This window comes from Microlunatus sp. YIM B11417 (assembly GCF_059617205.1).
On record NZ_JCAMPJ010000001.1, the window covers coordinates 568944 to 582382 of the forward strand.

The 13439-nt window shown below is 69.3% G+C and carries 14 protein-coding genes; 3 read left to right on the forward strand and 11 right to left on the reverse strand.

Annotated elements, in window-relative coordinates:
• The first annotated feature begins 70 nt into the window (after positions 1-70).
• Positions 71-310 carry a type II toxin-antitoxin system Phd/YefM family antitoxin gene (locus AC6CCG_RS02760; protein ID WP_496652917.1) on the forward strand — a complete coding sequence of 80 codons (240 nt, stop codon included), beginning with the start codon at positions 71-73 and terminating at the stop codon, positions 308-310.
• The gene (locus tag AC6CCG_RS02765; RefSeq protein WP_496652918.1) at positions 307-729 is read left to right on the forward strand and encodes a type II toxin-antitoxin system VapC family toxin; all 423 of its coding nucleotides are present in this window, start codon (positions 307-309) and stop codon (positions 727-729) included. The genes AC6CCG_RS02760 and AC6CCG_RS02765 overlap by 4 nt, the downstream gene beginning before the upstream one ends.
• Here AC6CCG_RS02765 and AC6CCG_RS02770 read toward each other — a convergent pair.
• The 7 genes from AC6CCG_RS02770 to AC6CCG_RS02800 form a co-directional block, all read right to left on the reverse strand.
• Positions 704-1711: an ABC transporter ATP-binding protein gene (locus AC6CCG_RS02770; protein WP_496652919.1), complete on the reverse strand. Its 1008-nt coding sequence runs from the start codon at positions 1709-1711 to the stop codon at positions 704-706. The genes AC6CCG_RS02765 and AC6CCG_RS02770 overlap by 26 nt on opposite strands.
• Complete coding sequence (locus AC6CCG_RS02775; protein ID WP_496652920.1) at positions 1708-2727, reverse strand: ABC transporter ATP-binding protein; 1020 nt, start codon at positions 2725-2727, stop codon at positions 1708-1710. Before AC6CCG_RS02775 ends, AC6CCG_RS02770 begins: the two co-directional genes overlap by 4 nt.
• Positions 2724-3638 carry an ABC transporter permease gene (locus AC6CCG_RS02780; protein ID WP_496652921.1) on the reverse strand — a complete coding sequence of 305 codons (915 nt, stop codon included), beginning with the start codon at positions 3636-3638 and terminating at the stop codon, positions 2724-2726. The genes AC6CCG_RS02775 and AC6CCG_RS02780 overlap by 4 nt, the downstream gene beginning before the upstream one ends.
• Positions 3635-4621: an ABC transporter permease gene (locus AC6CCG_RS02785; RefSeq protein WP_496652922.1), complete on the reverse strand. Its 987-nt coding sequence runs from the start codon at positions 4619-4621 to the stop codon at positions 3635-3637. Before AC6CCG_RS02785 ends, AC6CCG_RS02780 begins: the two co-directional genes overlap by 4 nt.
• A gap of 34 nt (positions 4622-4655) precedes the next feature.
• The gene (locus tag AC6CCG_RS02790) at positions 4656-6302 is read right to left on the reverse strand and encodes an ABC transporter substrate-binding protein (protein WP_496652923.1); all 1647 of its coding nucleotides are present in this window, start codon (positions 6300-6302) and stop codon (positions 4656-4658) included.
• Between the two features lie 27 nt (positions 6303-6329).
• Positions 6330-7448 (reverse strand): ROK family transcriptional regulator, encoded by a 1119-nt coding sequence (locus tag AC6CCG_RS02795; RefSeq protein WP_496652924.1) that lies wholly within the window; start codon positions 7446-7448, stop codon positions 6330-6332.
• 192 nt (positions 7449-7640) lie between these two features.
• Entirely contained in the window at positions 7641-8987 is a 1347-nt protein-coding gene (locus AC6CCG_RS02800) for an MFS transporter (RefSeq protein WP_496652925.1), read from the reverse strand.
• Between the two features lie 180 nt (positions 8988-9167).
• On the opposite strand from AC6CCG_RS02800, the gene AC6CCG_RS02805 reads away from it, so the two are divergent.
• Complete coding sequence (locus AC6CCG_RS02805) at positions 9168-10040, forward strand: LysR substrate-binding domain-containing protein (RefSeq protein ID WP_496652926.1); 873 nt, start codon at positions 9168-9170, stop codon at positions 10038-10040.
• A gap of 351 nt (positions 10041-10391) precedes the next feature.
• Here the strand turns inward: AC6CCG_RS02805 and AC6CCG_RS02810 are convergent, their stop codons facing one another.
• The 4 genes from AC6CCG_RS02810 to AC6CCG_RS02825 all read right to left on the reverse strand — a co-directional run bounded on the left by AC6CCG_RS02810 (position 10392) and on the right by AC6CCG_RS02825 (position 13439).
• Positions 10392-11150: an anti-sigma factor gene (locus tag AC6CCG_RS02810; protein WP_496652927.1), complete on the reverse strand. Its 759-nt coding sequence runs from the start codon at positions 11148-11150 to the stop codon at positions 10392-10394.
• Positions 11147-11758: an ECF RNA polymerase sigma factor SigK gene (gene sigK, locus AC6CCG_RS02815; RefSeq protein WP_496652928.1), complete on the reverse strand. Its 612-nt coding sequence runs from the start codon at positions 11756-11758 to the stop codon at positions 11147-11149. The genes AC6CCG_RS02810 and sigK overlap by 4 nt, the downstream gene beginning before the upstream one ends.
• Positions 11759-12031: 273 nt before the next feature.
• Positions 12032-13003, reverse strand: a complete 972-nt coding sequence (locus AC6CCG_RS02820; RefSeq protein ID WP_496652929.1) for a ferritin-like domain-containing protein — start codon at positions 13001-13003, stop codon at positions 12032-12034.
• Between the two features lie 79 nt (positions 13004-13082).
• Positions 13083-13439, reverse strand: a complete 357-nt coding sequence (locus AC6CCG_RS02825; protein ID WP_496652930.1) for a VOC family protein — start codon at positions 13437-13439, stop codon at positions 13083-13085.

Here is a 13439-nt window from a genome sequence, read left to right on the forward strand (position 1 = left end):
GACCGCTCTTGTCCGGCCCGACCGTAACCCAATATTGTAGGTACGTACCTACATCGGGAAGGCAGTTGCGATGGCGACGATGACGGCGCGCGAGTTCAATCGCGACGTGAGTGCGGCCAAGCGGGAGGCTGCTGAAGAGCCGCTGATCATCACGGACCGGGGTGAACCCGCCTTCGTGCTGCTTTCGATCGAGGAGTTCCGCCGCTTGGATGAGCGAGGTCTTGACCTCGTGGAGCGGCTGAGCATGGATGACGAGCTCGACATCGATTTCGAGCCTGTCGAGGTGACGCTGCGGGTCCCCGAGCTGTGAGCTATCTGCTGGACACGAACGTCATCAGCGAGCTGCGCAAGTCCGAGCGGCGGGCCGACCGGGCGGTGCGCTCGTGGGTTGCGGCGCGACTGCCCTCGGATCTGCACCTGTCGACCATCACGATTCTCGAGATCGAACTCGGGATCGCGCGGTTGGGGCGACGCGACCCAGCTCAGGCCGACCGCCTGCAGACCTGGCTGGAGGACGACCTGCTCAAGGTGTTCGGTGGGCGGACCCTGTCGGTTGACGTGCCGGTGGCGCGGCGGGCTGCACGCCTGCATGTCCCCGATCCGCGCCCGGAGCGCGATGCCTTGATCGCGGCAACGGCGATCGTGCATGGCCTGACCGTGGTGACGAGGAACGTCGCCGACTTCGAGCCGATGGGTGTTGCGGTCATCGACCCGTGGTCCCGGGTTTGAGTCCGGCGTTCTCGGCGGCGACGTGGCACGCCACCTCGACGCCCGGACGGAGCTCCTGCAGCGGTGGCGTCGTGGTCCGGCAGACGTCGCGGACCAGCGGGCAGCGGTCGGCGAACCGGCAGCCCGGTGCCGGGTCGATCACCTTGGGCGGTTCGCCCTTCGCCATCTCGGCGGTCACGGCGAGCTCGGCCCGCGGGTCTGGGACGGCGGCCACCAGCAGTTGCGTGTACGGGTGCAGCGGCTCGCCGAGCACCTGGTCCACCGGCCCGGACTCGACGATCCGACCCGCGTACATCACCATCATCCGGTCCGCCGCGTAGCGGGCGCTGGCGATGTCGTGGGTGATGTAGAGCAGCGAGACGCCCTGGTCGTCGCGCAGCGAGGTCATCACGTTGAGCAGCCCGATCCGGATCGAGACGTCCAGCATCGACACCGGCTCGTCGGCCAGGATCACCTTCGGCCGGTACGCCAGCGCCTGGGCGAACCCGATCCGCTGCCGCTGCCCGCCCGAGAGTTCGTACGGGTAGCGATGCACGACCTGCTCGGCGGGGGAGAGCCCGACCGCGGTCAGCACCCGCAGCGCCTCGGCCATCCGGTCGCCCGGCGCGATGTCGGGCCGGTGCAGCTTCAGCCCACGCAGGATGCCGTGCGAGACCGGATAGGCCGGGTTGAGCGAGCTGAACGGGTCCTGGAACACCATCGGCACGGCCGCCCGGTAGCGCAGCACGTCGCGCCGGGTCCGCAGTGCCGCCAGCGAGGTCCCCTCGAACCGGATCTCGCCGCCGCTCGGCCGGTACACCTGGGCCAGCAGCCGGGCGATGGTGCTCTTCCCGCTGCCGCTCTCGCCGACCAGCGCGACGATCTCGCCCGGGCCGATCGAGAAGGTCGCGTCGTCGACCGCGTGCAGGGTGCCGCGGCTGCGCAGGCCGCCGACCCGGAAGGTTCGGGTGAGGTCGCGCGCCTCCAGCAATGCGGCGGTCATCGGCGGCTCCGATCCTGATCATGGAGCAGGCAGCGAGCCTGCACTCCGGCGACGTCGTAGAGCGGCGGGTCGACCGTCTCGCAGTCGGCGAACGCCTCCGGGCAGCGCGGCTGGAACCGGCAGCCGGCCGGCATGGACTGCAGCGCGGGCGGACTGCCCGGGATGCCCTGCAGTCGCTCCCGCGGCCCGGTGATCGACGGGAAGGCGTCCAGCAGCCCTCGGCTGTACGGGTGCGCCGGCGCGTCGAACACCTGCCGGGTCGGCCCGAACTCCATCGCCTTGCCCGCGTACATCACCATCAGCCGGTCCGAGAAGTGGCTGACCAGGCTCATGTCGTGGGTCACGAAGATCATCGCGAATCCCAGCTCCCGTTGGAGTTCCTTGATCTGCAGCATCAGCGAGCGCTGGGCCACCACGTCCAGGGCCGACGTCGGTTCGTCCATGATCACCAGCTCGGGCGTGAACAGCTGGGCCATCGCGATCATGGCCCGCTGCCGCATCCCACCGGACAGTTGGTGCGGATAGCTGGCCAGGTGCGCCCGGTCGATCCCGACCAGGTCCATCACCTGCTCCGACCGGTGCCGGATCTCGGCCTTGTCCTTGACGCCGTGGGCCTGCAGCGCGTCGGCGAACTGGGCGCTGATCCGGAGCACCGGGTTCAGCGCGTTCATCGCGCTCTGCATGACCACCGAGAGGTTCCGCCAGCGGACCGGGGCCAGCGCAGCCTCGGTCATGGCGACCAGGTTCTGGCCACGGAACCTGACCTCGCCGGCGGTGATCCGGGCCGGCGGGCTGAGCAGCTGGGCGATCGCGAACGCCATCGTCGACTTGCCGCAGCCGGACTCGCCGACCACGGCCACGAACTCGCCGGGCCGGACGTCGAGGTCCACCCGGTCGACCGCGGTCAACGAGCCGGCAGCGGTCTCGTAGGCGACCGACAGGCCGCTCACCTCGAGGATCGGTTCCTGGTCGGTGATCACGGAGCCGTCGCCGAACCTGGGGGACTCGGTGATCATCGAGCGCGTCTCCTTCGTCGGACCGGCCGGAGGGCCGGATTGCTGATCTCGTCGAACGCGTAGTTGAGCAGGGCGAACGCGGCGCCGAGCAGCGCGATGCAGAGGCCGGGCGCGATCACCCACCACTGCTGGTCGGTCTGCAGCGCCTCGTTGGACTGCGCCCAGTGCAGCATCGTGCCCCAGCTCAGCGACGACGGGTCGCCGAGCCCGATGAACTGCAGGCCGGCCGAGGTGAGCAGGGCGTAGAGCGCGGCGCCGAGGAAGTTGGCCGCGATCAGGCTGATCATGGTCGGCAGGATCTCGAAGACGATCACGTACGAGCGCCGCTCGCCGCGCACCCGAGCCGCCTGCAGGAAGTCCCGGTTGCGCAGCGACAGCGCCTGGGCGCGCAGCTGCCGGGCGCCGTACGACCAGCCGGTGACCACCAGCACGCCGATCACCACCAGCAGGTTGCCGCCGCCGGCGTAGGCCGCGATGACGATGATCAACGGGAACGCCGGGATGACCAGGAACACGTCGGTCAGCAGCGACAGCAGGTCGTCGCCGATCCCGCCGAGGTAGGCCGCGGAGACGCCGACGATGATCGACAGCACGCTGGCCAGCGCACCGGCGGTCACCGCGATCAGCAGCGACTGCCGGGTGCCGTAGACCAGCTGGGCCCAGATGTCCTGGCCGAACGCCGTGGTGCCGAGCAGGTGCTCCGGCGACGGCGGCAGCATCAGCTCGAACTGGCCGTTGTTGGGATCGCTGACCGAGGTGAACAGCTGCGGCACGATCGCCGCCACCAGGAAGATCGCCAGCATGATCGCGCCGGCCAGCGCCTTCCGGTTGCCCAGCACGGCCCGGACGATCCCGGAGCCGGTCCGGGGCCTGGTGACCTCGACCGCGGTGCCGGAGGCAACGGCGCTCATGAAGCGGTCCTCGCTCTCGGATCGAGCCAGGCGGTCAGGAAGTCACTGATCAACACCGCCACCAGAACGGTGATCGTGATCATGACGAACAGCGCCTGCATCAAGGGATAGTCCTGGTTGTTCACCGCGCTCAGCAACATGTAGCCCACGCCCGGGTAGTTGAACGTGAACTCGACCAGGATCGACCCGCTGACCACGAAGCCGAGCGACATCGCGAAGCCGGACAGGTTGGGCAGGATCGCGTTCCGCGCGGCGTAGTTGATCATGATCCGCCGGTTCGGGATGCCCTTGGCGCGGGCCATCCTGATGTAGTCCTCGGCCAGCGTGGTGACCACGTTGTTGCGCATGGTCAGGATCCAGCCGCCGATCGAGATGATCAGGATGGTCAGCGCCGGCAGCAGGGCGTGCTTGCCGACGTCGAGGATGAACTCGGCGTTCCAGCCTGGGGTCAGGATCGGGTCGTAGCCGCCGTCGTTCGGCAGCAGGCCGTTGGTGCCGACCGAGAACACCATGATCAACAGCAGCCCGACCCAGAAGTACGGCAGCGCCGCGGTGATCACGAACACCGGCGGCAGCACGCTGTCCAGCACGCCGCCCCGGCGCCAGCCGCCGATCATGCCGATCCCGGTGCCCAGCACGAACGCGATGATCGTGGTGACCCCGACCAGCCCGAGCGTCCACGGCAGCGCCTGGGCCAGCACCTCGCCGACCGGTTGCGGGAAGAAGGTCAGCGAGGTGCCGAACCGGCCGGTCAGGGTGTTGCCGAGATACTCCACGTACTGCACCAGCAACGGTTCCTGGGTGTCGATCCCGAACGCCACCTCGAGCGCCTTCAGCGCCTCCGGGTTGATCCGGCCGCGGAACCTGGCCATCATCGCCTCGGCCGGGTTGCCCGGCATCAGCCGCGGGACGAAGAAGTTGACCGTCAGTGCGACCCACAACGTGATCAGGAAGAACCCGATCCTGCGCAGGATGAACCGCATCGAACCCCCTTCCGGTCACCGGTTCCGGTCATGATCATTTCGGCTGCAGATGGAGCAGCACCTGCTCGTTGTCCGGCACCGCGTACGGCGCCGGCAGGGCGTACGGGTCGTCGGCGGTCGGCCAGCCGGTGAAGTCCTTGGTGTTGTACTGGAACCAGCTCACCGACTCCAGCACCGGGACCACCGGCACCTCCTCCAGCATGACCTCCTGCAGGGCATTGACGATCTCGTGCTTGCGGGCGTCGTCGGCACCGGCGTACTCACCCAGCAGGGCGTCCACCTTCGGATCGGAGAACCGGCCGTAGTTGCTGGACGCGTTCTCGCCGAGCGGTGCCGTGTTGCCGCTGTAGAGCATCTGCCGCAGCTCGTAGTACGGCAGCGGGCCGCCGGACTGGGAGCCGTAGGCAAGATCGAAATCACCCTTGTAGAGCTTGGTGTTGTAGGTCTGACCGGCGATCGCCTGCACGGTCAGCTCGATGCCGAGCGGCTGCAGTTGGTTCTTGATCTCCTGCAGCTCGGCCTCCCAGTCGGTGTAACCGCTGACCGTGATGATGCTCAGCTTGAGCGGCTTCTCGGTCGAGTAGCCGGCCTGCGCCAACAGCGTCTTCACCTTGTCCGGGTTCGGCGCGTAGTTGTACTTGTCGGCCGCCTCCTGGTTGTACCAGTCCTGGAACGTGGGCAGCACGATCGAGCCCTGGTTGGACGCCGGCAGGTAGCCGCCGACGCCGATCTTGGACACCTTCTCCTTGTCGATCGCGTAGGCGATGGCCTGGCGGACCGCCTTCTCCTTGGTCACCTCGTGCTTGAGGTTGAAGTAGATCGACACGTTCGCGGTCGGCGGGAACCAGTACTTGTGGTTCTCCTTGTCCTTGGCGACGTAGTAGCGGTCGATGCTCGGGATGTACTGCCCGCCCCACTGTGCCTTGCCGGTGGCAAGATCAAGATTGGCCGGGCTGTTGTCGGTGTAGGCCGGGTAGTTGACCGTCTTGACCGCCGGCTTGCCCTGCTGCCAGAAGCTCGGATTGGCCTCGTAGCGGATGTTCTGCGGCTTGCAGTCGGCCACCGTGTACGGCCCGCTGCCGACCGGCTTCGGGTCGGCGAACTGCACCGGGTCCTTGGCCGGCTCGCCGGTGCTCCAGATGTGTTCCGGGACGATCGGCGTCTGGCCGGCGATGTAGTAGAAGTACGGCTCCGCGGCCGCCTCGAACGTCATCGTCACCGTCTTGTCCTCGGCCTTGACCGACTTCAATCCGGATGACCAGAGCGCGTTCAGATCCAAGCCCTTGTTGGTCTTCATCAGGTTGAAGGTGTACGCGACGTCGGCGGCGGTCAGTGGCTTGCCGTCGTTCCAGGTGATGCCGTCCCGGATGGTGAAGGTGAGCGTCTTCTTGTCCGCGCTCCACTCCGCCGACTCCGCGATCATGGGCGTCTGCTTGGCGTTCTGCAGCGGGTTGACGTGCATCAGCGTCTCGTACACGAAGCCGATCGACTGCTGGTTGACCGACGGGTTGAACGGGTTGAACCCGCAGGTCCAGGTGGTCCCGGCGACGTTGGCGATGGTCAGCGCCGCGTTGGACTTCCCGGGGCCGGAACCGGAACCGCCGGGACTCCCGCCGGCACAGCCGGCCAGCAGGCCGAGCGTCGCGATCAGCGCGACGATCAGATTTCGCTTCATGATCATTTCCTCCCTCGGCGACCGGACAGCCGGTCAGCCGAACATCTCGTCCCGGACCTGTTGAATGGCGGCCGCCAGGGCTCCGTGCCGGACGGCATGGTCGCGGCCGGTGCCCGGCCGGACCTCGGGCCGGTGCGCGACCAGCCGGTGCAGCCGGTCGGCGACCCGGTCGGCCAGCCGGTCGCCGCCGGCCACGCCGATGTCGCCGGCCAGGACGACCAGTTGTGGATCGATCAGGGTCACCGCGATCACCGCGGCGTGCGCGATCCGGCCGGCCAGTTCGGACAGGAAGCCGTCCGGATCGCCGGTCGACGGCTTCCCGCCGTTGACGGCCGCGACGGCCCGGCGGACCGCCGTGACCGCGCGGCTGGCGCCGAGCCCGTACGTCTCGGCGAGGGCGAGCACCGCCCTCGCGTCGATCAGTTCCGACATCCGCCGGCCGTCCAGCGACACCGGCGCGAAGTCGACCTCGCCGGCCGCCCCGTGCGAGCCGCGGTGCAGCCGGCCGTCCACCAGCACCGCGGCGGCGACCCCGCGACTCATCCAGAGCAGCACCACGTCGCGGTACCCGCGGGCGCAACCGTGCCGGTGCTCGTCGGTGGCGACCAGGTTGACGTCGTTCTCCACCGTGACCGGCATGCCCAGCGCCTCGGTCAGCCGGCCGGGCACGTCGAAGCCGTACCAGCGGGGCAGGTGGGGTGCGTAGCCGAGGAAGCCGGTGATCGGGTCGATCGAGCCGGAGATGCCGACCACGGCCCGGCGCGGCAGCTCGTCGCCCAGGTCCTGGCCGCGGACCGTCTCCTGGACCACCCGGCGCAGCGTCGGCACCGGGTCCGGGCCGGTGCCGCGGAGGTTGACCTTGCGCTCGGCGATCAGGGTGCCGGTCAGATCGACGACGCCGAGGTCCAGGCTGGCCGAGACGACGTCGATCCCGACGGCGTGCCCGGCCCGTTCGTTGATCGACCAGAGCCGGGCATTCGGGCCGGGGCCGGTGCTGGCCCGATGGCCGTCCTGGCGGACCAGCCCGACTTCCTCGAGCCGACGCAGCAGTTCGGCGGCGGCCGGCTTGGACAGCCCGATCTCGTGTTCGAGCTCCGTACGGGACAGTGGGCCGTGCAGCACCAGCGCCTGCAGGGCGGCGCGATCGTTCATGGCACGCAGGGCACGGGGACCGCCGATTCGCATTGTTCCGCACCTCCCCGTGGGCTCAATCGTCTGGAAAGTTCCCAGATAGATGGAGCATGGCGGGTGGCCGGTCCGCCGTCAAGGGTCGTGGTGTTACAAGCAGATCACCGGTCGGCGTGGGCCGACCGGTGATCTTGGTGATGAAGGTGTGGTGTTGCCTCAGCGGGCGCGGATGTGCACCCAGCGCCGGTACGTGCTCCGGTCCATGCCGAGCCGGAGGTTGGACCGGTGCGCCATGGCCAGCCCGGACAGGACCGAGACGAAGGCGACCAGGCCGCCACAGAGCAGCATGCTCGGGCGGGCGCCGAAGTGGTCGATCAACCAGCCCACGACCGGGCTGCCGATCGCCTGGCCGCCGAGCAGTACCAGCAGGTAGACGCTCATCACCCGGCCGCGCACCGCCGGTGCCGTGGTCAGCTGGACCAGCGAGTTGGCGCCGGTGAGGAACTGCAGCGTGAGCAGCCCGATCAAGATCAACACCATGCCGAAGGTCCAGACGCTCGGCGCGATCGCGGCGATGCCGATGGTGAGACCGAGCAGGGTGAGCAGGCTGACCAGCACCCGGAGCCGGACCTGGCCGCGGCGGCGGGCCGAGATCAGCGCGCCGACCAGGGCACCGATCGCGCTGAGCGAGTTGAACAGCGAGTAGCCGCTGACCCCGGTGCCGAACTCATGGTCGGCGAACGCCGCCAGGATCACCGGCATGTTGAGGCCGAACAGGCCGATCGTCGCGACCAGCACGATGGTCCAGGCCACCTCGGAGGTGTGCTGGATGTAGCGCAGGCCCTCGCGCAGCTGGCCCTTCGCCTTGGGTACGACCGAGCCCGCGCGGGTCGCCGGCCGGATGATGATCAACATCGCCACGACCACCAGGCAGGAGGCCGCGTTGATCAGGAACGACCAGCCCTGGCCGACCGCGTGGATCAGGACGCCGGACAGGGCCGGGCCGAGCAGTGCGCCGAACTGGAAGACCGAGGAGTTCAGGCTGACCGCGTTGCGCAGATGTTGATCACCGACGAGCTCGGAGACGAACACCTGGCGGGTCGGATTGTCCACCACGGTGACGAAGCCGAGGACCGCGGCCACCAGGTACACGTGCCAGACCGCCACCGTCCCGGTCAGCGCGAGCACGCCGAGGGTGACCGCCATCAGCGTCGCCACCGACTGGGTGATGATCAGGATCGCCCGCTTCGAGTAGCGGTCCGCGATCACCCCGCCGAACAGTCCGAACAGCAGCACCGGGGTGAACTGCAGCGCGACCGCGACGCCCACCGCGGCGACGCTCCCGGTCAGCTCCAGCACCAGCCAGTCCTGGGCGATCCGCTGCATCCACAACCCGGTCGTGGCCACCACCTGGGAGGACAGGAAGAGTCGGTAGTTGCGGACCTGGAGGGCGGCCAGCGTGCGCGGCCACTGGCGGCCGCGAATGGGCCGGCTCAGTCGATCGAGGGTGGAGGAGAGGGCGTATGAGGCCGAGCGGGACCGCTCGGCGGGCGCCGTGGACAAGGCGAACTCACCTGATTCATGGGTTGTGCTGGACTGGACCGCCGGATCTTCCGGCAAGCGGATGGCTCAACGCTGAGGTCGCCCGACACCAACCCTAAAGGCCTGCCTTCCTATTCGGCAAAGCCATAACGCCAATATATTGTATTGGCTGGACTTATAAGCCCGCGGAGGGTGGTTGTCGTGGCCGATGACAAGACGTTCGATCCGACGCTGTTGCGTACCTTCCTCGCGGTGGCCAACGGGCTCTCCTTCACCCGCGCCGCCGAGCAGCTCGGGCTGAGCCAGCCGACCGTCTCCCAGCACGTCCGCCGGCTCGAGGACGCGGCCGGGCGGCAGCTGGTCCAGCGGGACACCAGGTCGGTGGCGCTGACCGACAACGGGGAGGCGATGGCCGGTTTCGCCCGGACCATCCTGGCCGCGATCGACGAGGCGGTGTCGTACTTCACCGGCTCGGCGATGAGCGGCCGGCTGCGGTTCGGGGCCGCCGACGAGCTGGCGGTGAGCGAGCTGCCGACCATCCTGCGCGAGTTCCGCCAGCTCTATCCGCGGATCAACCTGGAACTGACCGTGACGCAGAGCGGCACCCTGCTGCGCCGGCTGGCCTCCAACCACCTCGACCTGGTCTTCATCAACCAGGAGGCCGACTCGCATCGCGGCCAGCTGGTCCGGCGGGACCGGCTGGTCTGGGTCGGCCTGGACCGGACCCAGATCGAGCCCGCGCTGCCCGTACCGCTGGTGACCTATCCGGCGCCGAGCTGGAGCCGCGACGCCGCACTGTCGGCGCTGGAGGGCGCGCACCGGACCTGGCGGATCACCTGCAACACCCGCGAGATCAACGGCATCCTGGCCGCAACCCGGGCCGGCCTCGGCATCTCGATCCTGGCCCAGAGCCGCGTCCCGCCCGACCTGCGCAACCTGTCCGGCCGCTTCGACCTGCCCCCGCTGCCGGACATCGAGATGGCCCTGGTCGCCAATCCCCGCTCCGCCCGCGGCCCCGTCGAGGCCCTCGCCAAAGCCATCACCAACCTCCCCCTCTCCCCGCTCCGCCCCTGACCCCAACCCCGATCCGCCGACCGGTCACCAAGGCAGGCGTTCGGTCGGCGCGTCGCTGCGGAAGTGACCGGTCGATGGGGGAGCCGGGGGCGGGGCGGGTTGTGTGGGAGCGCGACCGGTCACCAAAGCAGGCGTTCGGTCGGCGTGTCGCTGCGGAAGTGACCGGTCGAGGGGGATCGGGCGCGGGGCGGCGCGTCGTGCAGTGGGGCCCGGCGGTGAGCGGCGTGGGTACGGGAGCCGTGTCGCGAATGTCCCTCGCTGTGGGCCGTCGCCGCCGATGTCGGGCGGGAACCTCTGCCGTGGGGGACGTCTGCGACTGCCGACCGGGGCGGCAGGTGGCGATCTTCTCGATCAGATCGGTGTCGCAACGATCCCGGGCAGGCTCGGTTTCTTCGAGCCGCCTTCGGGCTCGGACGTGATCGCGAACGCAGTCACGCCGGCGAGATCGAGATTCCAGACACCGGCCGCGCCGGACCGGAACGTCGGGCCGGGCTCGACGCCGCCAGGCCCCATGGACCACAGCTGGTAGGTCCGCCCGGGCTCGGCCGCCGGTACGGCTCCGGTGAGCATGGCCCGGTTCAGCTGCCGCGACACCAGATAGGCGCCCTTGCTGCCGTCCGGCCAGTCGAACGGATAGGTCCGCAGGTCGGCGGCCTGGAGCAGTTCGGTGACCGGCCGGGCCGAACTCTGGGCTCGTTCGATCTCGTCGATCCGCCGCTGCTGGACCACCGCCCAGCCGCCGAACATCACGGTGAGCACCAGGCTCGCCGCGACGGCGAGGTACAGCCAGGGTCGGGGGCGCCGGGGAGGCTGCCGATCCTCGGCAGATGTCGGCAGGGGAGGGGCGTCGGTCGGTTCGAGAGGTTCGGCGGCCGACTCGTCCGGCGGTTCGATGCGGACCCGGCGGATCGCGCCGAGAACATCGTCGCGCAACGAGGCCGGCGGCGGGGCGGCGGCCAGGTCGCTCAGCCGGCCCAGCGTCTCGTTGAACTCTCGCACCTCGCGGCTGCACGATTCGCAGTCCGCCAGGTGCTCGGCGAACACGATCCGGAGTTCCTCGTCGAGCGCGTGCGTCACGTACGCCCCGACGTAACCGTGGATGTCGTTCATGCTTCCACCCCCAGCGCGTCTCGCAGTCCGATCAATCCGTCCCGGATCCGGGTCTTCGCCGTCCCCAGCGGCAGGTCCAGCATGCGCGCCACCTGGCGGTGCGTGTAGCCGCCGAAGTACGCCAGCGTGAGCGCCTCGCGCTGGACCTCGGTCAGCGACCGGAGCGCCCGCCGGACCCGTTCGGTGTCGACCCGGCGGGAGATGTCGTCCCACACCACGTCGTCGGCCGCCGGCTCGTCCGGCCGCCCGTAGCGATCCTCGCGGTCCACCCGCCGGACCGCCGACCGGACCTGGTCGACGGCGCGGTGGTGCGCGATGGCCAGCATCCAGCTCAGCGCGGAGCCGGACTCCGGCCGGTACCTCGCCGAACTGCGCCAGACCTCGACGTAGGTCTCCTGGGTCACCTCGGCGGCCAGGTCGGGGGAGCGCAGCACCCGCAGCACGACGCCGTACACCCGGGCGACGGTGCGGTCGTACAGCTCGGCGAACGCACCCTCGTGACCGCGCGACGCCCGCACGATCAGCTGTTCCAGTTGTTCGGCCTGCGGCGGATCCGGCGCAGGCGCGATCCTCGGCGCTCCATGATCGGCTTCTCGTTCCCGGCTCATCGGCCCGGTCCCGGTCCGCTGTCGATCAACGCTGTCCGGACCATCACCCTGGCGGCGACGAAGCCGGGCCCGCGGGTCGGGACTCGAGACATCATCGTTCGCCTTCAGTCGGTCAGGCCACGCCGGCGCGACGTGGGTGCAGTGGTACGCCACCGATGGCTGTCGTGATCATGGCGGCCCCGGTTGCCTGCTCCGGCAGGTTCAACGTACGCACTCCGGGTCCGGGTGGCGACCGCTCTGCCGAGTCGGGGCATGGAGTTCTCTTCCCGGGTTCTAGGTGTTGTCGTTGCTGGTGACGATGTCGCCGTTCATCCCGTCGGGATAGAAGCCGCCCTTGGCGGCCTTGGCCGGGGTCAGGTAGACGATGTTCAGAACGTCTGCGGCACTGCGGCTGTACGCGACGCCGTTCTCGTCGGCAGGCACGATGTTGGCGTCGCCGTCCCGGTCCTGGATGCCCTGGTCGTTGTCGACCGACCCGCTCAGCGCGTCGCGCGCGTCGGAGAGCTTGCCTGCGGCGTCCTTCAGATCGCTGCCGCCGAGCAGGCCGAGGCCGAGCAGTCCCTGATCGCCCTCGTAGATCACGGTCCGGATGTTGGCCGCGTGGTAGGCCTCGACGGCGAGGATGCCGGCCGCGGCCTCCAGGTAGGTCTTGTTCTGGATCAGCGGTGCCGCACCCTTGTACGCGGTCACGCCCACGTCCTCGAACAGGTAGGCGGCGAGCAGGAAGTTCTCCTCACAGGCGAAGGCGTCGAACTCGCGCCCCTTCCGTACGATGCCGGCGGCCTGGGCGGCCGCGGTGAAGCTGGCCTTGAGGTCGATCGCCGGCTGCGCGACCGCGGCCCCGCCGAGTGCTTCGCGCAGGAAGCTGACATGGGCCAACTCGTCCGCGGCGATCTCGGCGGCGTACTCACGGGTCTTCCGGCTCTTGAACCGGACCTTGTGGCCGCCGGTGACCTTCCCCTGCTTCCCCGTGCCTCCGGTGAGCTTGCTCGGCAGCCCTTGACCGGTCACCGCGTGCAGGTAGAACTGCGCCTCCAGATACTCCAGGTTGAGCGCGAAATTGAGCACCGAGGCGTCGCTCAGCGAGGCTCCGCCGGTGTCGGCCTCGGCCGGTCGCGCGCCCAGCGCCCCGGCCCCGATCACGCCGAGGCCGGCGATGCCGGCGCCGCGCAGGAAGCGGCGCCGGTCCGCCTCCGTCTCCGCGCTCCGATTGATCAGCTCTGCGGTGAACCTTCGTCCGAACACAGGTTTTCCCTCCGTTGTGGTTGTCCCGAGTAACCACCGTTCGTCGCGGAGGACGGTTCGGATTGGTCGAGCGTCCGGATCAGTACACGACGCGGAAGTCGCCGACGAGCTGGACCGCGTTGCCGTCGGGATCGGGGACCGGGCACAGGCGTACGCCCTTGTTGGCCTCGACGATCTCGCCGGGTTCGAGGCCGCGGTCCCGGACCTCCCGTACGGCCTCGTCGAGATCGGGGACGGCCAGGTTGAGCAGCCCGTGGCCGGCGCGGTCGGCGTCCTCGGTGATCTGGACCCAGCCGCCGTCCCTGACCTGCCACTCGATCAGGCTCTCCATCGGGTTGTTGTCCGGCGCGCGGCCGAACAGGCCGGTGAACCACGCCCGGGCCCGGTCGAGATCCGACACGGCGAGTACGGCGAGCACATGATCGACCTGAGTCAT

Bases quoted from the DNA above. Each gene is read 5' to 3' on its own strand.
- AC6CCG_RS02795 (WP_496652924.1), bottom strand. From the start codon at position 7,448: ATGAACGATCGCGCCGCCCTGCAGGCGCTGGTGCTGCACGGCCCACTG.
- AC6CCG_RS02785 (WP_496652922.1), bottom strand. From the start codon at position 4,621: ATGCGGTTCATCCTGCGCAGGATCGGGTTCTTCCTGATCACGTTGTGG.
- AC6CCG_RS02810 (WP_496652927.1), bottom strand. From the start codon at position 11,150: ATGAACGACATCCACGGTTACGTCGGGGCGTACGTGACGCACGCGCTC.
- AC6CCG_RS02775 (WP_496652920.1), bottom strand. From the start codon at position 2,727: ATGATCACCGAGTCCCCCAGGTTCGGCGACGGCTCCGTGATCACCGAC.
- sigK (WP_496652928.1), bottom strand. From the start codon at position 11,758: ATGAGCCGGGAACGAGAAGCCGATCATGGAGCGCCGAGGATCGCGCCT.
- AC6CCG_RS02825 (WP_496652930.1), bottom strand. From the start codon at position 13,439: ATGACTCAGGTCGATCATGTGCTCGCCGTACTCGCCGTGTCGGATCTC.
- AC6CCG_RS02760 (WP_496652917.1), top strand. From the start codon at position 71: ATGGCGACGATGACGGCGCGCGAGTTCAATCGCGACGTGAGTGCGGCC.
- AC6CCG_RS02770 (WP_496652919.1), bottom strand. From the start codon at position 1,711: ATGACCGCCGCATTGCTGGAGGCGCGCGACCTCACCCGAACCTTCCGG.
- AC6CCG_RS02780 (WP_496652921.1), bottom strand. From the start codon at position 3,638: ATGAGCGCCGTTGCCTCCGGCACCGCGGTCGAGGTCACCAGGCCCCGG.
- AC6CCG_RS02790 (WP_496652923.1), bottom strand. From the start codon at position 6,302: ATGATCATGAAGCGAAATCTGATCGTCGCGCTGATCGCGACGCTCGGC.